Origin of the sequence: Haloplanus sp. GDY1, from assembly GCF_023703775.1 — an archaeon.
Taxonomy (GTDB): Archaea; Halobacteriota; Halobacteria; order Halobacteriales; family Haloferacaceae; genus Haloplanus; species Haloplanus halophilus.
In genome coordinates this window covers 847,275-863,951 of record NZ_CP098514.1, presented here as the reverse complement: position 1 = coordinate 863,951, position 16,677 = coordinate 847,275, and the positions used below count along the sequence as shown (strand labels likewise).

Below are 16,677 nucleotides of genomic sequence, written 5' to 3'. Positions count from 1 at the left end.
TCACTCGGGGGGTAGTTTGACGACCTGCAGCCAGAACTCCTCGAGGGTGCCGACTACCTCGATGAAGCCGTCGAAGTCGACGGGTTTGGTCAGATAGGCGTTCGCGTGACGCTCGTAGGATCTGATCACGTCCTCCTCGGCCTCGGAACTCGTCAGGACGACCACCGGAATGCGCTTGAGGTCGTCGTTCTTCTTGATCTCTTCGAGGACCTCCCGCCCGTCCTTTCGGGGCATGTTCAGATCCAGCAGGACGAGGTCGGGGCGGGGCGTCCCCTCGAAAGGTTCCTCACCACGGAGGAACTGCATCGTCTCGACCCCGTCGTTGACGACGTGGAGGTTGTTGGCCAGCTTCCCCTTCTCGAGGGCCTTCCGAGTCAGCTTGACGTCGCCGGGATTGTCCTCCGCGAGGAGAATCTCGACGGGCTCGCGCTTCGACATGCGTCAGTCCTTTCGACCCCTCGGATTTGACTGTTGCGGCGAGCGATCCGGGAACCGAACGTAGAAGGTCGTTCCCTCCCCCTCGTCCGATTCGATCCAGATGTCACCCTCGTGTCGGTTGACGATCCGCTGGCAGATGGCGAGGCCGATGCCCGTCCCGTCGTCGTCGCGGCTGGACTGCTCGAAGAGTTCGAACACCTTCTCCTGCTGGTCCGGCGGGATGCCCGGGCCGTCGTCGGCGATGGACAGGACGACCCCGTCCGCGCGCTCCTCGCCGCCGACGTGCACCGTCGGCGGGTCGCCGTCGTCCGCGTGTTCGACCGCGTTCGAGACGAGGTTCTGGAGGAGTTGGCCGAGCTGGTTCTCGTCGGCGACGACCGACGGGAGGTCGTCGTAGGTCACCGTCGCGTCCGTCTCCGAAAGCAGGAGTTCGAGGTCCCGCAACACCCGTTCGAGGACGGCCTCCGTGTCCGTCTCCTCGAAGGCCTCGCCCTGGGTGTGGACGCGGGAGTACTGGAGCAGGTCGTCGATCATCGCCTGCATCCGCTGGGCGCCGTCGACGGCGAACTCGATGTACTCGTCGGCCTCGTCGTCGAGTTCGTCACCGTACTCCGAGGCGAGCAGGTCGACGTAGCTAGAGACCATCCGCAGCGGTTCCTGCAGGTCGTGGGAGGCGACGTAGGCGAACTGCTGGAGCTGTTCGTTCGAGCGTTCGAGCTGTTCGACCGTCCGCTCCAGTTCCCCCTCCGCCTCCTTGAGGTCGGTCACGTCCTGAAAGATGGCGTAACTTCGCGTTCCCTCCACGGCCCCCTCGTCGAAGGGCACCAGTTCGACCACGAAGTGTCGCCGGCCGTCCTCGGTCTCGAGGGTGGCCTCCGTCGTGAACCGCGCGTCGTCGCTCACGCGCTCGCGCAGCGTCGCGACGACCGACGCGTCAAGTCCGGGGACGGCCTCCCCCAGCGTTCCCCCACTCGACGGCGCGAACAGGGACTCGAACCGGGGGTTCGCCGACTCGACGACGAGTCGGTCGCCGTCGTCCCGACCGCCGTCGAGGCGGAGGGCGGCGATGCCCGCGGGGTCGTTCTCGAACAGGGACTGGAAGCGCGCCTTCTCGCGTTCGGCCTCGTCGCGCGCTCGCTCGACGGTCGCGGTCCGCTGGCCGACCAACAATCCCGCCGCCGCCCCGACGACGGTGGTCTGGAGGACGATGATCGCGGGCTTCAGCTCGTTCTGGACGACCTGGATGCCCACGACCCACGCCGTCAACCCCCCCATCGTCACCACGCCGGCGACGGTCCACTTCGTCACCAGCCCCACGAACGCGTCGTCCTCCCCGCGGAGTTGCCACATCGAGTAGAACAGCCCCACGAGGAGCGCGAACGGCAGCGCGTTCTCGACGACCGTCGTGACGAGCGCGTTCCCCTGAACCGCCCAGTCCTCGTAGACGTCGAACAGCAACACGCCGGTCAGTACCAGCCCGATCCCCGACACCACGGCCAGTGACGCTCGTCGGTTCAGTCGCATTCGGTCGCACCTTCCGGGATACGCACTTAGTCCTTTGGCGGTCCCGCTTTCACGGATGATAGCCGGCGGTCGCCGCCCGTCCGTCGGACGGCCCACCGGCCGGAACCGGGAACGAATATACCTACCCGGGCCGTAGCCACGTCCGTGACCGAACACGACTCCGCGGGATGGTTCACGGCGGTCGACCCCGCCGACCCGGCGGGCGCCCGCGAGGCCATCGAGGGCGGGTCCGCCGAGGCGCCGGCGAACTGGCCCGCTCGCGCCGTCGAGGCCGAGTTCGCCGACGACGAGGACGACTACTACAACCTACTCCACGACGCCACGGTACACGCGACTCGGGAGGCGGTCCGCGAGCGCGAACGGGCAGACGACCAACAGTTGAAGTACAGTATTCGGGCCATGGACGACGCCGAGCGGACGGCGAACGAACTCGCGGAGCGAGTGGCCGAGTGGGCCGGCGCGCTGTTCGACGACGCGCCCGCGGGCGTCGACGGCGCGCGCGGCGTCGCCGCGCGCGACCCCGAGACGGCCGCCGAGCGCCGCGCCGTCTCGCTCGCGGAACGGGTGGTCGACCTCGCTGACGAGGCGGACGACCTGCGGGAGTACGTCGAGCGGACGGCCCCGGCCGTCGCGCCGAACCTGAGTCGGATGGCCGAGCCGGTCCTCGCGGCGCGGCTGATCGCCCTCGCCGGCGGCCTCGACGACCTCGCGAAGATGCCCTCGGGAACGGTGCAGGTGCTCGGCGCCGAGGACGCCCTCTTCGCACACCTCTCGGGCCGGGCGCCGTCGCCGAAACACGGCATCATCTACACCCACGACTACGTGCGCAACACCCGCCCCGAGGACCGGGGGTCGGCCGCCCGCGCGCTCGCGGGCAAACTCGCCATCGCCGCCCGCATCGACCACTACAGCGGCGACCTGCGGCCGTCGCTCCACGAGGAACTCGACGAGCGCATCGCGACCATCCGCGCGAGGGCCGAGCCGTGAGCCTGCCGGACGGCGTCGAGCGACGGAGCTTCGACGGCGGCGAGCGACTCGCCACCCGCGGGGAACCGGTGTACGGCGAACCGACCGACGGCCCGTGGCGGGTGTGGGACGCCGGCCGGTCGAAACTCGGGGCGATCCTGGAACTCGGCCTCGACACCGGCCTCGTCGGCGGGGAGTCGGGGCTCTACCTCGGCGCCGCCAGCGGGACGACGGTCAGTCACGTCGCCGACTTCGCGGGGCCGACCTACGCCGTCGAGTTCGCGCCCCGACCGGCCCGCGACCTGGTGGACGTGGCGGCGTCCCGCTCCAACCTCTTTCCACTCCTGAAGGACGCCCGCAGGCCCGAGACGTACGCCCACGTCGTCGAGTCGGACCTGGACGTCCTGATACAGGACGTTGCGACCCGCGGACAGGCGGACGTGGCGGTGCGCAACCGGCAGTTCCTTCGGTCGGACGGCCGCCTCCTCGCGGCGATCAAGGCCCGCAGCGAGGACGTGACCCGGGACCCCGCGGCCGTCTTCGACGACGTCCTCGACGACCTGCGGGGGGCCTACGAGGTGCTGGAGACGGCGCGTCTGGACCGCTACCACGACGACCACCTCGCCGTCGTCGCCCGTCCGCGCGACGAGTGACGGGGCTGATCACCGACTGATACAACCCGGAAAAACTCTTGGGTCGGGCGCCCCGATCACCGCACATGGCCTTCACCGACGACCTGGAGCCCCTCGCGGACGACCTGTGGGACGAGATCGTGGCCCACCCGATGGTCTCCCGCCTCGGGGACGGGAGCCTCGACGTGGCGCCCTTCGAGTACTGGGTACGACAGGACTACGTCTACCTGATCGACTACGCGCGGGTGTTCGCCCACGGCGCCGCCAGCGCACCGACGCTCGATCACATGGGGACGTTCGCGGAACTGCTCCACGAGACGGTCGACACCGAGATGGACCTCCACCGGGCCTACGCCGCGGAGTTCGGCATCAGCGAGGCCGATCTGGAGGCCACCGACCCCTCGCCGACGACCCGGGCGTACACCGACTTCCTCGTGCGGACGGCCGCGACGGGGACGTTCGGCGACCTCGTCGCCGCGCTGTTGCCCTGCATGTGGGGGTTCAACGAGACGGCAACGCGCCTCGAAGCCGACGGACTGCCCGACGACGAGCGATACGCGGAGTGGATCCGGACCTACGCGGGCGCGGAGTTCTCCGAACTCACCGCGTGGTGCAAGGACCTGCTGGACGAGGTGGCGGCGGACGCGACGGACGGGGACCGCGAGCGCTATCGCGACCTGTTCGTCACGTCGGCGCGCTACGAGTACCGGTTCTGGGACGCCGCGTGGCGCGAGGAGACGTGGACGGTCGGTCCCGAATGACTGCCGACGACCTCCGGACGCTCGCCGAACACCTCGACGCCACGGCGGAACTCCCGGTGCGACCCGACGCGAGTCCGTGGCTCGGCGAGGCGGCGGCCGTCGCCGCGGACCTCGACGGCGCCGACCTCCCCACGTCCGTCGTCGTGGAGCGCGTCGCACACGTCTCGGCCCTGCTCGACGAGGTTGACTCGACCGGCAATCCGACGGCCGACGACCACGTCGCTGCCGCCGAGCGCGCCGCTCGGCGGATTCTCGACGCGGCCGAAGCCGAGGACGCGGACCCGCGAGGTTGAAGCAGTTCGGCGACCTATCGATCACTGCCGCGTCGAAGGTACGGCGCCACCGGGGTACCCCCCACCCCGACGGACGCGGCACCGTATTCAGGCCGGCGTCGCCTCTTCGATCAGGTCCGAGACGTACTGGTTCTCCCACTCCCGCCGCGCTTCGAGTTCCCGGCGCCCTCGACGCGTCAGCGTGTAGTAGTTGGTCCGGCGGTCCCGTTGACCCTTGTCGATGAGACCCTTCTCGACGAGCGTGTCGAGATTCGGATACAGTCGGCCGTGGTGGATTTCGCTCTCGTAGTAGTCCTCGAGTTCCTCCTTGATCGCGAGCCCGTGTGGTTCGTCGAGGCCGGCGATCACGTACAGGAGATCTCGCTGGAAGCCGGTCAAGTCGTGCATCGTCGTCTCCCATTTGTATCTCGATACTTATATGTCTTCCGTGGAGGAACACGATTCTCGCCGACCCTCCCGAGAGCCGTCGAAATTACCCTGTCGACCCGAATTGTCGGTGTCCACCCGACGTCGTGACCCCGACGCCGAGCGTCGTCACGACACAACGTCACTGTCCGCTGATACTGGCGCGTGGGACCGATCCGGGGCGGGTCGGAACGGTGCGGTTTCGGCGCGCCACGCGTCCGGCGACCGAGTCGCGGCCGGCCGTCGGTGGACGGTCGGTTCGAACGCGTCCGGGGCGGTCGGCGACCGGGAACCTCTCCGTCGTATTACATTCGAGGGCCGCGCGCCGGCGGGCGTCCACGACTTATTTAATCGGCGGCCTCGAACGACGCGCCGATGGACCTCGGCTCGCGGGACGCGTTCGAGCGGATGGGAACGCTCGGCATCGAAGAGGAGTTCTACATCGTCGACGAGGCGGGCCGTCCCACCGCCGGGATCGACGACCTGGTGTACGGCAGCGACCCTCCAGAACCGCTGATCGACCGGCTCGATCACGAGCTCTTCCAGTTCACCATCGAGACGCAGACGCCGCTGATCGAGCGGCCGGCGGACGCGGCGGACGCGCTGACGACGGTTCGCGAGGCGCTGGTCGAACACGCGGCGGACCACGGCTACCGCATCGCGGCCGCCGGCCTCCACCCGACGGCGAAGTGGCGGGAACTCGATCACGCGACCAAGGAGCGGTATCGCGCTCAGCTCGACCGGATCCAGTACCCCCAGCACCGGAACACCACCGCGGGGCTGCACGTCCACGTCGGCGTCGACGACGCCGACAAGGCGACGTGGATCGCCAACCACCTCCGGTGGTATCTGCCTCCAATCCTCGCGCTCTCGGCGAACTCGCCGTTCTGGAACGGCTTCGACACCGGCCTCGCCTCCGCGCGCGCCAAGATATTCGAGAACCTCCCGAACACCGGCATCCCCACGGCGTTCGAGGATTTCGACGCCTACCGGCGCTTCGAGCGGCGGATGGTCGAGACCGGATCGATCAACGACCGCGGCGAACTCTGGTACGACGTGCGCCCGCACACCGGGCACGGCACCGTCGAGGTGCGCACGCCGGACGCCCAGGCCGACCCCGACCGCGTCCTCGCCATCGCCGAGTACGTCCACGCCCTGGTGCTCGACCTGGCCGAGCGCTACGACGACGGCGAACGGCTCGCCTCCCTCCGCCGCGAGTTCCTCGACGAGAACAAGTGGCGCGCGACCCGCTACGGACACGACGCGGCCTTCGTCACCCGGTCCGGCGACGACACCGTGTCGCTCGGATCGTTCGTCGACCGGGAGTGTGACCGGCTCGGCGTCGACGGCATCCGGGACGTGTTCGACGCGCCGAGCGGGGCCGCCACGCAGCGGCGCCTCCTCGACGAGGACGGTGCCGACGCACTCCGCGAGTTCCTGCTGCTCCCCTGATCGGAGCAAACCTTTTGTTCGCAGGCTTCTGACCTCCCAAAGAGAACACATGTCTGACGAGAACGGCTCCGACGGGCTGGACGTAGACGAGGAGGTGGACGCGGAGGAGGACGTCTCGGCCCGCGAGCGCCTGGAGGCCGAGGCCGACCGCGCGGTCACGGAGTTCGACGAGGGCGTCGTCGACCTGCTGGCGTGGGTGCTGGACACCGAGACCCGCGCGCGGATCTACGTCTACCTCCGGCAGCACCCGGGATCGACGAGCGAGGAAGTCGCCAAGGGAACCGGCCTCTACCCCAGTACGGTCCGCGAGGCGCTGGCACAGCTCAACGAGGAGGAGACCGTCGAGCGCCACAAGCGCGAGAGCGCGGGCGCCGGCAACAACCCCTACGAGTACGAGGCCATCCCGCCGAGCGCGCTCGTCCAAGACGTCGTCGGACAGGTACAGGAGCAGTTGAACGCCGTGTTCAACCTGGACCGGCGACTCGACGGGGACGACGCCGACGAGGAGACCGCTCCCGTCCGCATCACCGTCGAAGACGACGAGTGAGCGTTCCCCGAGTCGACCCGTTTAAGTCGCACCGATTCGTGGGGCCGGACATGCAGGTCGCGCTTGGCGGGACGTTCGACCCGGTTCACGATGGACACCGCGCCCTGTTCGACCGGGCGTTCGAACTCGGCGACGTCACCGTCGGACTCACGAGCGACGACCTCGCCGCCGAGACGCGGAAGGTTCCCCGTCGCGTCCGGTCCTTCGACGAGCGGCGGGCGGACGTCGCCGCGGAACTCGACGAACTCGCGGCGGAACGCGACCGAAGCTACGAGATCCGGCGCCTCGACGAGCCGACCGGCATCGCCGTCGAGCAGGGCTTCGACGCCATCGTCGTCTCGCCCGAGACTCGGGCAGGCGCCGAGCGCATCAACGAGATCCGCGAGGCCCGCGGCCTCGCTTCCCTCCGCATCGAGGTGGTCGATCACGTCCCCGCCGAGGACGGCGAGCGAATCTCCTCGACGCGCATCGTCCGCGGCGAAATCGACCGCCACGGCAACCTCACCCCTGAACGGACGCCCGAGACCGACTGAGGCGGGCGCCGTACCCAGCCGGCGTCCCGACGACCGCCGCATCGACACCGGCTACCACTCCGGGGGTCGGAACCCCGACTCCGCCAGCAGATCCTTCCACCGGCCCTGGACGCTCAGCCGCGTCACGTCCATCGCCGCCGCGACCGACCCCTGGGAGCGCTCCTCGCCGGCGATCAACGCCCCAGCGTAGAGGCTGGCCGCCGCCACGGCGGGTTTCGACCGCTCCTCGTCGGGCACGTTGGAGAGAAACAGGTCGACGGCGTTCGACCGCGACTCGGCCCCCAGGTCGAGGCCGTCGGCCGCTCGCGTCAGGCGGGCCACCCACTCCTCCTCCTCGATCCGGTCGCGTGCGCGGTACACGCCCCGGTCTTCGGCGTCGGCGCACTTAAACCCCGAGCGGAGACGACAATTACTTACTCCGCTCGGCGGCAAGTCCGTGGTGCGCGCGGGTAGCCAAGCCAGGAAACGGCGCAGCGCTTAGGACGCTGTCCCGTAGGGGTCCGCCGGTTCAAATCCGGTCCCGCGCACTACCGCCTTCTTGCGGTTTTCGGTCTGTCCAACGACCCGAAAACCACCCAAATGACCCTCGAAAAGCCAAGATACCTCGAACGCTGTCCCGGTTTCGATTCAGATATGATGGAGCCGAATAGAACAATCACCATCGTCCAAAAGCGACAGGAGGAGTTCCTGACGGACAAGCAGGTCGTCGACTACTACGAGCACCGCAAGAAGTTCCTCGCCCACCTGCTCCGGATGGGCAAGGACCCGGAGAAGGCGGAGGGCTACTCCCCGTACACCGTCGACGGAACCGCCGACCGAACCGCTCGCTTCGATTTCTGGCGGTGGAAGAATCGCGGCGGCTACAGTCTCCCGCCGACCCAAGAGGACGCTTCCGCGTACATGGAAGAGGTTGCCTTCTGGGATGTGACCGAAGCCACGAAGGGGAAACAGATGGAGGCGCTCCTGCGCTACTCGACATGGCTTCAACGCAAATTCAACCGCGACCAATGGGAGTTCGATTGGACGTTCCAGAGCGGCGGCGGCAACACCGGGCCGCGCGACTTTCTCACGAAGGAGGAGCGTCAGAAGATTCGGCAAGCCGCCCTCAAGAAGGACGGTAATCCGACTTACGGAGTCGACGAAGAGGACCTCCCCGGTGGCGGACGGCGTGACAGTTGGAAGTACACGTCGTTGGTATGGGTGAGCCTTGATGCCGGTCTCCGTCCGGTTGAGGTCGGGCGGGCCAAGACCTCGTGGTGTGACACCGACAACGGCGTGCTACGCATCCCTCGTGAGGAGTCGTCGAAGAACAAGGGGAACTGGACGGTCGGGCTCACAGACCGAACAGCGACCGCTCTGAGCCGCTGGTTGGACGAGCGGGCGGAGCACCCAAGGTACGATGGCACCGACAAACTCTGGCTTACGCGTCGAGGCAACCGTTACGGCTCAAACGAACTCCGCCGGATAATTCAGGACCTGTGCGACCGCGCCGACATCCCCCACGAGGACCGGCAAATGTCCTGGTACACCATTCGCCACAGCGTCGGGACGTACATGACCAAAGAACGCGACCTCGCGGCGGCGAAAGCCCAGCTACGTCATCGAAACGCGAAGACGACGATGAAATACGACCAGGTCCCGGTCGAAGACCGACGCGATGCGCTCGACAATATGGGCTGACGCGTAGACGGTAAGAGTAGTTTCAGCCGCCTCAGAAGTCCCTAACACCACACACGCCCTACTTTTTATCGGGTTCTCAGGCCCAGAAGACCGATGAGTGGCGACCACGACCAGTTCCGGTTCGGCGAGGACGGCGAACTCGAAGAACCGGACGACAACGACGGTGATGAGGTACAGACGAACGACTTCGGCGAGGAGATGCCTTACTGGCAAACAGCGGGCGGATTCAGACGAGATGTTATCGTATCAGCCCTCCAGTCTGCAATACGCCGTTCCGATGACGAGGTAGCTTCGTTCTGCGCCTTCGAATTAGTGCGTTCGGGGCCCGGTTATGAGACCCAAATGTGGAATCGACTTGCCCTAATATGCGTCGAGGACCTCGTCGCAGGCAACGAGGCGATAGAACACGTCCTTCGATATGAAGACCTCGCCAAGAACAGATGGGAAGACAGCGAATGGCAACGGCGGCTCTGTGCGATTGCCGCCGCTCTCGTAGCCGCGCGGGCCAGGTCAAGCCGAGCCACGACCCACTACCAGCAGTTCAAGCGCGAAGTCATAGCGAATCTCCCCGAGGACAGGTGGACACTCAGAACGTCGGACCTCGATGCGTGGCGTCGGGAGGTGGTCAAGGCATGAGTCGACCCGACCCAGCGGCGGCACTAAACGGGATGCGAACAGGAAACGTCTGCTCAGGGTGTAGCAAACGCGTCCGGACTGGTGACCTCGTCCGAGGCTACGTCACCCACTACGACCGCGACGGGTGGGTGCTTCGACTCCTCTGGTGCGACTCCTGCGGTGATACGACCATCGAACGCGGAACCGAGGGCGCTGACGAAGCGGTCATCAAGGCGGTATACTGGAACCATCGACTCGCTGGGGTCAGCGTTCTCGACCGGAACCTTCCAGGAGACCAGCCATGAGGTCAAACGTCGTCTTCGAGCGCACGTACCAGAAGCTCGCCACGGTCAGTCAGTTGGTAGATTTTTCTGTCGCCCTCCTCCTCGGTGACTTCAATCATGCCTTCCTCACGGAGTTCCTTGAGATGCGTGTAGACGTAGCCGCTACTCAGGTCGAGAGCCTCAGCCAAGTCATAGCCATATGTAGGCTCGTTCCGAATAGACTGCAAGATGCGGAGTTTCGTCTCCGAGATGAGTCCCATTTCTCCGGAAATGCTGACCCTCAGCGATTAAAGACCGTAAACGGTAAATCTGAGTCTCAGCAAAATCAAACAAGTCAAAAGAATATTGTGTCTGGGTATGGCACAGGTGACCGTCAGATGTCGACCCAGTCATCAAGGCGTAGATTTCTCGGATTTTCGGCAACTGCCCTCAGTCTAAGTATCGCGGGGTGTGCCTCTGAACAGGGTAGTAGCGGGCAACCCGACGAGCCAGAGCAAACGCCGTCTTGGCAAGACAAGGTCAACTCATGGCTCGATAATCACGAATCCAAGGAGAAGGAGGCTCTGGGGCACTTCAACGATGGAACTGACGCTTACCAGAGCGAGGATTACTCAAGGGCATATATGCACTTCCAGAAGGCCCGGAAGCGGTATGAGGACTTGCACAAAGCCGCCGATAGTAAGGCTGACGAGTACGATGAGGGAACCAACCCCGGGAAAGTTTCCTGTTGCTCACCCAGTATTACTGGCGGATGATGCAGGCGTCAGCGGCTCGGGAAAACGCAGCGTTCGCAATGCCCGACGACCCGACAGAAGCTAACACCCAATTGGGGAGAGCAAGCGACCATTTGGAGGTGGCGAATCAGCGCAAGGAGAAGTTCCGTGACAAGCTAAATTATGAGACGACTACAAACGGATAACCTAATTTATGTCTTCAGACGATTTTGAAAGTATCTCGATGGAGAAGAATAAAACCTGGAGGATAGCCAACCGCGATAAAAGAATCGTTCTGATAGCGAGCATCGCTTTTCCGCCCCTTGGTTACTGGCTCTTGGGAAAACGAAAGTATAGCGTGCTCTGTCTGTTAACCTTCTTTTATGTTTTTCTCGGATTTATTATTGTCCCGGTCCACACAAGGATTCTCGTCAATCGTGCCCGAAAAATAGTCGATGATGAGGTCGAACAGAAATCCCATCATCGAATCTACGGTGAGTGTCCGAGTTGTAGTGAGCAGATGCTTCGGGTTTCTGGCCCTCTGTCTGTCGTATGTGAATCATGCGGTGAACGTTATTCGCAGAAGGATGTTGAACGTCAAGGATTGATACAGTCACTTACATCCTCCGAATCGGACGAGGGTCAGGTAGAACTCCCCGACTTTGATGGGGTCGATACTACTGAGCAAGCGGACATAACCGAAACTGCGTCCAAAACACCCGAAGTAGAAGGGTCAGAAATTTCAGAGCGGGTTGACCGAATTGAAGGGGAAAGCAAACCGGCATACGGCATCGGAGCCGGTTTGTCGCTAATGGCTCTGGGCTCACTCATCTCGATAACAGGTATCGGCGCAATCATCGGCATCCCTATGCTCGGAATTGGCCTCATTATTGTTGTCATAGGGGTTATCGGCCAAACAGGGAAGACCGCGAAAAAGTCGATGTCAGACTCTGTCTGGAAAGGGACAGAACTCGAAGAGGTCACACCAGGAGTTGTCCGTCATCGTAAGGTCAATAAGAAATTCGGGGGGCGGTGTGTGGTCTGCGGGGAGTTCGCCTCTCTACGAGAACGGAGCGGCAAAGGCGTCTCAGATGAAGTACAGTGTAAGAACTGTGGGGCACGATTGGAACGAGAAGAGTCGGATGGTTGGCGGCTGGTCGAGGGTGACGATGAGCGAATCGGCGAACGGAAGAAAACCGACCAGTGGAAGGACGAGCTTCGAGAGCGCGAATTAAAGGAGACGAACTAACTCTGATAACCAACCCCTCCGTCATCTATTTGTGATGTCGACGGACCAGTAACTACATCTCGAATGAGTCAGGCTACGCTCTCCGACCGACCCTACGTTAACGCGAATCTGTTCTCCGGTCACTACCTCGACGAGCGGGTTCAGGAGCGCGACGAGTGGGACTGTGACGATGACGCCCGCGAAGCGATGGATGACCTCCAGACGCTCTATGAGTTGGAGGGCTCGCTGGTCGACCGGCTGGAGACGATAACGCTTCCCGACCCAAACGACGTGGCCGACGACCTCGAACGGTATCGGGAGGCCGTTGAGCGAGCGACGGAACTCGACGAGAAGATTCAGCGCACCGATGACCTGATTGACGAAATCGTCTACGACCTCTACGGGCTGACCGACGAGGAAATCGAAATCGTCGAGGAAGCCGTCGCGGATGACTGAGAGCCGACTCGACGATTTCGACCACATCGCCGAGCGTGTTCGCCAACAGCTTCGCACGTTCCCGCTCAAATTCAGGGAGTTGGGCGAGGGCGGCAAGCTCAGTCTCATTCTCACCGACGACGAGACCACGGCCCTCCCTGGACCCTACGTCGGCCAGCAACCGGAGGTGTTCACCGAACAGTATCTGATTGAGCCGGTTCTGCACGGCTTGGGGTACACCAATCCTGCATCGACCGAGTACGACCGGTCCGCATTTCGTTCGCAGACCGACGACGTTCCGACACGTCGAAAGCAAACGTCCGGATTATCTGCTAAAACAGGTCGACCCCACGCTGGTCTGTATCCTCGAAGCCAAGGCCGCGAACAAGGAGCAGAAGACGAGGCGAGCGGCGACCAGCGACATCCGCGACTATATCGAAGTGAACGCCTTCTGCAAGTACCTTCGAGAGATGGAGCACGAGCAGATGGTCGCCATCGGCACAGATGGACTTCGTTGGACCCTGTGGCGTTCACACCTGCATGAGGACACGCAGGGACAAGTCTGTCGGGTCGACCTTACGGAGGTGCTTCGAGCCATATCGAGACGGCACGACGTAATCGAGGGTCAGACGGACTGGAGTGCAAACGATGTACGGAATCGAATCGAGGAGTTCGTCGACCACTTCGCGGCGGCTCGGCTTCCGGGTGTGATTGAGTAGCGGCTGAACCGACCGCGCCGAGGATGGGCTGGCTCCGGTGACAGCCTACGCTGTGAACCGTGTGTATGTACGTACGTGTGTTGGCGGTACGGAGTTGGATATTCTGTTGTTTCTGAGAGGACTCTGCTATCAACCCGTCTGCTCGTTGTCCGGTAGTTGTCCGAATTGAAGAGTGGTACACAAGCAATAATCTTCTAAGACCGTTAACTTAGACTTGAGACTAAGTACAGGATAAGTTTTAACGCCCTGTGGATAGATAGTGGTAGATATGGCGCGAAGCATCAAGCTGGCCGACGAACTGTACCAAGAGCTCGGTCGCTACGGTAACCGAGATGAATCGTGGAATGACGTGGTCGCTCGTGTGCTCGCACACGTAGACGAAGACGCGGCCCTCGAAGACCGCGACAACCGCGAGACGACACACAACAGTCAAGCGGCGGAACCAGAGGATTCCGCACTGAGCCAGTTACCCGATGGCACCGTGGTCCGTCACCGCTACCAGCGGGGCGACTACAGCGGCGAAACGGTCGAGGCGACGGTTCAGGGCGGACGGCTCTCTGTCGAGGGCGACACTCAAGAAACGCGAAGCCCCACGGGAGCCGCGCGGGTTGCAGACAAACAGCTTCGCGGGGATGACGCGCGTGGCGAGGGCTACAACGGCTGGACGTGGTGGGAGTACGAAACCGAGGACGGCGACTGGGAACCGATCCAAGAACTCGCGGAGTGAGAAAGTTTAACAAGACAGTTTACGACGCTATACAACTATGGCAAAGAAACTATCCGAACTTCCCGACGGCACAGGCGTACGGTTCGACCATCTGAAAAGCACCGGCTTCAGGTACATCGGTGAGGTCCAAGACGGCAAGATCGTGGACCCTAACGGTGACAAACGGTCACCGACTGGTGCCGCGAGAGAAGTTGACAAGATCATCCGGGGTGAAGACGCCCGTCCATCCGGTAGTGGATGGAGCCCGAGTGACTGGAAGTGGCTCTCAGGTGACGGGTGGGAAGAGCTCACCACTGCTGACGATTGACGAGGATCGGTAGGTCGTCGGAGTGTTCAGCCATGACGGAGCCAGTCCAGTGTCCGGAGTGTGGGTGGACGGGACAGGAGGACGACTTGGTGCTGAGTGACGGTGACCACGAGTGTCCCGTGTGCGCCGGGGTCATCGAGTTCGTTGTATAATCTATCTGGACAACAGTCGAGTTTACTCTATCTGTATAATGATTATACGATACCCGTAAATTACTTATTTCGGTAGTGTGTACTGTCTTCTGTAATGACCCAGAAGACCATCCGTGTGGACGGACCAGTTCATGCCCATCTCGAAGATAAGAAGGCTGAATACGGCGCAGAGACGTTTAACGAAGTGCTGAAACGGGAACTCGGAATCATTCCCGATCCGAGCGAACTCGACAAACTTGCCGCGTACTTTGCACCGGAATTACAGGACGCAGTACAACAGACAGTCGAAGTCATCCGCGACATCGACGACTTACATGAACACGTCGAGGAAACCGAGTACGGTGACGACTACAAACTGGTCTTCACCGACCCTGAAACCGGCATGGATATTGCCTACATCGAGTTCGGTGATAATCGGTTCGACTACTATTACCGCAACACCAAGCGGGAGTGGGAACAAGCGGCGGCTGGTGACTATCGGAAACGAAACGACGAGCTTCAGTTTGGAGATTCTGGCGCAGGAACATATGACCACATCGAGTTGGGCGACGTGAAAGATACTGTCCGCCAGACCCTCTCAGGTGCTATTCAACGATGGCGGGACTGACCAGGGCGGGCCAGACTGACTCGGGGGAGCCGTATCTCTGGGACTGTCGAGAAATCGATGTTCCTCACACGGCTGGCCTCGTCCACGAGCGGGGGACAGAAGATGGACTTCCGAACTATGCCGCACAAAAAGATGGCCAGGTACGTGTGACGATCTGCTCGAAGTGCCACCCCCTCATACCCGGTCACATCGTGACTGTAATGCCAGATACCCTTGAGCCCTATTTTGGTATTGAGGACACAGATAAGTTGTTTGACGCACTCCCTCGTGGGTTTTCGGGATCGGGCGCTTCGCGGAACATTCGAGAGCGAATTATGCGACACTGTGTGAACGGGCCGTATAACCTCTACCAAGGACACGCGGGCAAGACCTTTCGAGCCGCATTGGCATACCAACTGGACCGCCCCGAGTGGAAACCGACCGAGAGAGAACGATGACGACCTACCGCTTCCGCGTCAAGTACGAACACGACCCGACCTCGCTGTGGCGGGACATCGTCATCGGAGCGGACCGCACGCTCAACGAGTTTCAGTCGGTGCTGAACAGCGCGGTCGGACTGAATCAGGACCACCTCTGGTTCTTCGGCACTGATCAGGACTACTGGCAAAGCCCCGTCCAGTATAAACGGCCCGAGGAGTTGGAGCAAGCAGTCCCAACGATGGGTGACGAAGAAGAATACAATGCCGCCGAGACGACGGTGGACGAAATGATTCAGGAATTGAAGCTGCAAGAGCGTGACCGTATCTGCTACCTGTTCGACTACGGTGACGAGTGGCGGTTCTACGGCATCCTGAAGGAGGTCGACAATGATGGACCCAGCGACAGCGAGCCGGAGGTGGTCAACGAGAAGGGCGACCCCGTCGACCAGTACGCTCCGCCGGGCGAACGACTGTGACCGGATTCCCGCCACGTCCTCGACCTACTGGGGCCAGCAAAACCGTTGTCACTATGAAGGCCTGTCTTAATCTAATGCCGGTCAGCGTCGAAGTGACGCCGCGCTACGTCCGCCGGGCTCGGCAACTGGCGAAGGAGCGTAACCAGTCGTTCGAGGAGGCTGAAGCGTACGACAACGACGATGACACCTGGGGAACGAAACCGGAGCGTCGGAACTTTGTCGGGCTAATGGGCGAGTTCGCTTTCGCGGAGTATGCCGACCTGAAGGTCGACACGTCGACGAGAGAGTGGAGCGACGGAGGCTACGACTTCGAGGTCATGATGGAGGGCGAAAAACGTACTGTCGACATCAAGACCGCACAGAAGGAGCCATCGGCGCTGCTGGTCAAGGAATACGCGGTTAACGCCGACTACTACATCCTCGGCCACGTCGACGAACCCACCGTGACGTTCTACGGTGGGGCGACTAAGAAGACCGTAGTGAACGGGGTTCGGAAGGAGTCCCGGAAGTTCGACCACACCAACTACACGCTCGGTGTCCATTCGCTCGAACCGCTCCCGGACCCATCGAATATCGAGCAGGTTAGTTGACACGTTTACCCCGCTCAACGGGAGTTGCGGTTAGCGCTGTCCCAGGGCCAGCTTTATGTGCTATCCGGCTGATTTCGGGGTAGACAGGCCGAGTCTCGGCACGCCTTGCCGCGATTACCCCGCAAGAAGGGTGGGAGACTCTCGACCCCCTTAGGACGCTGTCCCGTAGGGGTC

At 62.8% G+C, this 16,677-nt stretch carries 24 protein-coding genes and 1 tRNA gene; 20 read left to right on the top strand and 5 right to left on the bottom strand.

All coding sequences use genetic code 11. From position 1 onward, the window contains the following. Together NBT67_RS04740 and NBT67_RS04735 are read right to left on the bottom strand one after the other, a co-directional pair. A complete protein-coding gene (locus NBT67_RS04740; RefSeq protein ID WP_251343653.1) occupies positions 1-438 on the bottom strand; it encodes a response regulator in 438 nt (145 codons plus the stop codon). A 3-nt stretch (positions 439-441) separates the two neighbouring features. Further along, complete coding sequence (locus NBT67_RS04735; RefSeq protein WP_251343652.1) at positions 442-1,962, bottom strand: sensor histidine kinase; 1,521 nt, start codon at positions 1,960-1,962, stop codon at positions 442-444. A 144-nt stretch (positions 1,963-2,106) separates the two neighbouring features. On the opposite strand from NBT67_RS04735, the gene NBT67_RS04730 reads away from it, so the two are divergent. The 4 genes from NBT67_RS04730 to NBT67_RS04715 all read left to right on the top strand — a co-directional run bounded on the left by NBT67_RS04730 (position 2,107) and on the right by NBT67_RS04715 (position 4,614). Further along, positions 2,107-2,949: an NOP5/NOP56 family protein gene (locus NBT67_RS04730; protein WP_425498895.1), complete on the top strand. Its 843-nt coding sequence runs from the start codon at positions 2,107-2,109 to the stop codon at positions 2,947-2,949. Then, positions 2,946-3,581 carry a fibrillarin-like rRNA/tRNA 2'-O-methyltransferase gene (locus NBT67_RS04725; protein ID WP_251343651.1) on the top strand — a complete coding sequence of 212 codons (636 nt, stop codon included), beginning with the start codon at positions 2,946-2,948 and terminating at the stop codon, positions 3,579-3,581. Before NBT67_RS04730 ends, NBT67_RS04725 begins: the two co-directional genes overlap by 4 nt. A 65-nt stretch (positions 3,582-3,646) precedes the next feature. Further along, positions 3,647-4,321 carry a thiaminase II gene (tenA, locus tag NBT67_RS04720; protein ID WP_251343650.1) on the top strand — a complete coding sequence of 225 codons (675 nt, stop codon included), beginning with the start codon at positions 3,647-3,649 and terminating at the stop codon, positions 4,319-4,321. Then, entirely contained in the window at positions 4,318-4,614 is a 297-nt protein-coding gene (locus tag NBT67_RS04715; RefSeq protein ID WP_251343649.1) for a DUF8152 family protein, read from the top strand. Before tenA ends, NBT67_RS04715 begins: the two co-directional genes overlap by 4 nt. 87 nt (positions 4,615-4,701) lie before the next feature. On the opposite strand, the gene NBT67_RS04710 is transcribed toward NBT67_RS04715, so the two are convergent. Then, positions 4,702-5,001, bottom strand: coding sequence for a PadR family transcriptional regulator (locus NBT67_RS04710; protein WP_121918993.1), 300 nt, complete (start codon positions 4,999-5,001; stop codon positions 4,702-4,704). A gap of 393 nt (positions 5,002-5,394) precedes the next feature. Between NBT67_RS04710 and NBT67_RS04705 the strand changes: the two genes are divergently transcribed. The 3 genes from NBT67_RS04705 to NBT67_RS04695 are packed head-to-tail and all read left to right on the top strand — an operon-like array spanning position 5,395 to position 7,551. Continuing rightward, positions 5,395-6,471 (top strand): glutamate--cysteine ligase, encoded by a 1,077-nt coding sequence (locus NBT67_RS04705; protein ID WP_251343648.1) that lies wholly within the window; start codon positions 5,395-5,397, stop codon positions 6,469-6,471. 49 nt (positions 6,472-6,520) lie between these two features. Beyond that, positions 6,521-7,018, top strand: coding sequence for a winged helix-turn-helix domain-containing protein (locus tag NBT67_RS04700; RefSeq protein WP_251343647.1), 498 nt, complete (start codon positions 6,521-6,523; stop codon positions 7,016-7,018). Between the two features lie 50 nt (positions 7,019-7,068). Beyond that, on the top strand, positions 7,069-7,551 hold the full coding sequence (locus NBT67_RS04695; protein WP_251343646.1) for a phosphopantetheine adenylyltransferase: 483 nt from the start codon (positions 7,069-7,071) through the stop codon (positions 7,549-7,551). A 51-nt stretch (positions 7,552-7,602) separates the two neighbouring features. Here the strand turns inward: NBT67_RS04695 and NBT67_RS04690 are convergent, their stop codons facing one another. Continuing rightward, positions 7,603-7,911 carry a transcription initiation factor IIB family protein gene (locus NBT67_RS04690; protein WP_251343645.1) on the bottom strand — a complete coding sequence of 103 codons (309 nt, stop codon included), beginning with the start codon at positions 7,909-7,911 and terminating at the stop codon, positions 7,603-7,605. 83 nt (positions 7,912-7,994) lie between these two features. Here NBT67_RS04690 and NBT67_RS04685 point away from each other — a divergent pair. The 4 genes from NBT67_RS04685 to NBT67_RS04670 all read left to right on the top strand — a co-directional run bounded on the left by NBT67_RS04685 (position 7,995) and on the right by NBT67_RS04670 (position 10,151). After that, positions 7,995-8,078: transfer RNA gene (locus NBT67_RS04685), tRNA-Leu, on the top strand. 52 nt (positions 8,079-8,130) lie between these two features. Further along, positions 8,131-9,231, top strand: a complete 1,101-nt coding sequence (locus NBT67_RS04680; RefSeq protein ID WP_251343644.1) for a tyrosine-type recombinase/integrase — start codon at positions 8,131-8,133, stop codon at positions 9,229-9,231. A gap of 93 nt (positions 9,232-9,324) precedes the next feature. Then, entirely contained in the window at positions 9,325-9,867 is a 543-nt protein-coding gene (locus NBT67_RS04675) for a DUF6166 domain-containing protein (protein WP_251343643.1), read from the top strand. Beyond that, positions 9,864-10,151, top strand: a complete 288-nt coding sequence (locus NBT67_RS04670; RefSeq protein WP_251343642.1) for a hypothetical protein — start codon at positions 9,864-9,866, stop codon at positions 10,149-10,151. The genes NBT67_RS04675 and NBT67_RS04670 overlap by 4 nt, the downstream gene beginning before the upstream one ends. A gap of 2 nt (positions 10,152-10,153) precedes the next feature. On the opposite strand, the gene NBT67_RS04665 is transcribed toward NBT67_RS04670, so the two are convergent. Next, positions 10,154-10,390, bottom strand: coding sequence for a winged helix-turn-helix domain-containing protein (locus NBT67_RS04665; RefSeq protein WP_251343641.1), 237 nt, complete (start codon positions 10,388-10,390; stop codon positions 10,154-10,156). Positions 10,391-10,507: 117 nt separating this feature from the next. On the opposite strand from NBT67_RS04665, the gene NBT67_RS04660 reads away from it, so the two are divergent. The 9 genes from NBT67_RS04660 to NBT67_RS04620 all read left to right on the top strand — a co-directional run bounded on the left by NBT67_RS04660 (position 10,508) and on the right by NBT67_RS04620 (position 16,503). Next, positions 10,508-10,885, top strand: a complete 378-nt coding sequence (locus NBT67_RS04660) for a hypothetical protein (RefSeq protein ID WP_251343640.1) — start codon at positions 10,508-10,510, stop codon at positions 10,883-10,885. A 202-nt stretch (positions 10,886-11,087) separates the two neighbouring features. Beyond that, positions 11,088-12,092 (top strand): hypothetical protein, encoded by a 1,005-nt coding sequence (locus tag NBT67_RS04655; RefSeq protein WP_251343639.1) that lies wholly within the window; start codon positions 11,088-11,090, stop codon positions 12,090-12,092. 63 nt (positions 12,093-12,155) lie between these two features. Continuing rightward, a complete protein-coding gene (locus NBT67_RS04650; protein ID WP_251343638.1) occupies positions 12,156-12,527 on the top strand; it encodes a hypothetical protein in 372 nt (123 codons plus the stop codon). After that, the gene (locus NBT67_RS04645; protein ID WP_251343637.1) at positions 12,520-13,050 is read left to right on the top strand and encodes a hypothetical protein; all 531 of its coding nucleotides are present in this window, start codon (positions 12,520-12,522) and stop codon (positions 13,048-13,050) included. The genes NBT67_RS04650 and NBT67_RS04645 overlap by 8 nt, the downstream gene beginning before the upstream one ends. Before the next feature lie 443 nt (positions 13,051-13,493). Further along, positions 13,494-13,952: a hypothetical protein gene (locus NBT67_RS04640; protein ID WP_251343636.1), complete on the top strand. Its 459-nt coding sequence runs from the start codon at positions 13,494-13,496 to the stop codon at positions 13,950-13,952. A gap of 37 nt (positions 13,953-13,989) precedes the next feature. Continuing rightward, the gene (locus NBT67_RS04635) at positions 13,990-14,259 is read left to right on the top strand and encodes a hypothetical protein (protein ID WP_251343635.1); all 270 of its coding nucleotides are present in this window, start codon (positions 13,990-13,992) and stop codon (positions 14,257-14,259) included. Positions 14,260-14,505: 246 nt separating this feature from the next. Further along, on the top strand, positions 14,506-15,018 hold the full coding sequence (locus tag NBT67_RS04630) for a hypothetical protein (protein ID WP_251343634.1): 513 nt from the start codon (positions 14,506-14,508) through the stop codon (positions 15,016-15,018). A 433-nt stretch (positions 15,019-15,451) separates the two neighbouring features. Beyond that, positions 15,452-15,913, top strand: a complete 462-nt coding sequence (locus tag NBT67_RS04625; protein WP_251343633.1) for a plasmid pRiA4b ORF-3 family protein — start codon at positions 15,452-15,454, stop codon at positions 15,911-15,913. Between the two features lie 74 nt (positions 15,914-15,987). Then, the gene (locus tag NBT67_RS04620; protein ID WP_251343632.1) at positions 15,988-16,503 is read left to right on the top strand and encodes a hypothetical protein; all 516 of its coding nucleotides are present in this window, start codon (positions 15,988-15,990) and stop codon (positions 16,501-16,503) included. The last annotated feature ends 174 nt before the right edge of the window (positions 16,504-16,677 follow it).

Excerpts from the sequence above, each read along its gene's own strand:
- NBT67_RS04740 (WP_251343653.1), bottom strand. The coding sequence starts at position 438 with ATGTCGAAGCGCGAGCCCGTCGAGATTCTCCTCGCGGAGGACAATCCC.
- NBT67_RS04735 (WP_251343652.1), bottom strand. The coding sequence starts at position 1,962 with ATGCGACTGAACCGACGAGCGTCACTGGCCGTGGTGTCGGGGATCGGG.
- tenA (WP_251343650.1), top strand. The coding sequence starts at position 3,647 with ATGGCCTTCACCGACGACCTGGAGCCCCTCGCGGACGACCTGTGGGAC.
- NBT67_RS04715 (WP_251343649.1), top strand. The coding sequence starts at position 4,318 with ATGACTGCCGACGACCTCCGGACGCTCGCCGAACACCTCGACGCCACG.
- NBT67_RS04710 (WP_121918993.1), bottom strand. The coding sequence starts at position 5,001 with ATGCACGACTTGACCGGCTTCCAGCGAGATCTCCTGTACGTGATCGCC.
- NBT67_RS04705 (WP_251343648.1), top strand. The coding sequence starts at position 5,395 with ATGGACCTCGGCTCGCGGGACGCGTTCGAGCGGATGGGAACGCTCGGC.
- NBT67_RS04700 (WP_251343647.1), top strand. The coding sequence starts at position 6,521 with ATGTCTGACGAGAACGGCTCCGACGGGCTGGACGTAGACGAGGAGGTG.
- NBT67_RS04695 (WP_251343646.1), top strand. The coding sequence starts at position 7,069 with ATGCAGGTCGCGCTTGGCGGGACGTTCGACCCGGTTCACGATGGACAC.
- NBT67_RS04680 (WP_251343644.1), top strand. The coding sequence starts at position 8,131 with ATGACCCTCGAAAAGCCAAGATACCTCGAACGCTGTCCCGGTTTCGAT.
- NBT67_RS04675 (WP_251343643.1), top strand. The coding sequence starts at position 9,325 with ATGAGTGGCGACCACGACCAGTTCCGGTTCGGCGAGGACGGCGAACTC.
- NBT67_RS04670 (WP_251343642.1), top strand. The coding sequence starts at position 9,864 with ATGAGTCGACCCGACCCAGCGGCGGCACTAAACGGGATGCGAACAGGA.
- NBT67_RS04665 (WP_251343641.1), bottom strand. The coding sequence starts at position 10,390 with ATGGGACTCATCTCGGAGACGAAACTCCGCATCTTGCAGTCTATTCGG.
- NBT67_RS04660 (WP_251343640.1), top strand. The coding sequence starts at position 10,508 with ATGTCGACCCAGTCATCAAGGCGTAGATTTCTCGGATTTTCGGCAACT.
- NBT67_RS04655 (WP_251343639.1), top strand. The coding sequence starts at position 11,088 with ATGGAGAAGAATAAAACCTGGAGGATAGCCAACCGCGATAAAAGAATC.
- NBT67_RS04650 (WP_251343638.1), top strand. The coding sequence starts at position 12,156 with ATGAGTCAGGCTACGCTCTCCGACCGACCCTACGTTAACGCGAATCTG.
- NBT67_RS04645 (WP_251343637.1), top strand. The coding sequence starts at position 12,520 with ATGACTGAGAGCCGACTCGACGATTTCGACCACATCGCCGAGCGTGTT.
- NBT67_RS04640 (WP_251343636.1), top strand. The coding sequence starts at position 13,494 with ATGGCGCGAAGCATCAAGCTGGCCGACGAACTGTACCAAGAGCTCGGT.
- NBT67_RS04635 (WP_251343635.1), top strand. The coding sequence starts at position 13,990 with ATGGCAAAGAAACTATCCGAACTTCCCGACGGCACAGGCGTACGGTTC.
- NBT67_RS04630 (WP_251343634.1), top strand. The coding sequence starts at position 14,506 with ATGACCCAGAAGACCATCCGTGTGGACGGACCAGTTCATGCCCATCTC.
- NBT67_RS04625 (WP_251343633.1), top strand. The coding sequence starts at position 15,452 with ATGACGACCTACCGCTTCCGCGTCAAGTACGAACACGACCCGACCTCG.
- NBT67_RS04620 (WP_251343632.1), top strand. The coding sequence starts at position 15,988 with ATGCCGGTCAGCGTCGAAGTGACGCCGCGCTACGTCCGCCGGGCTCGG.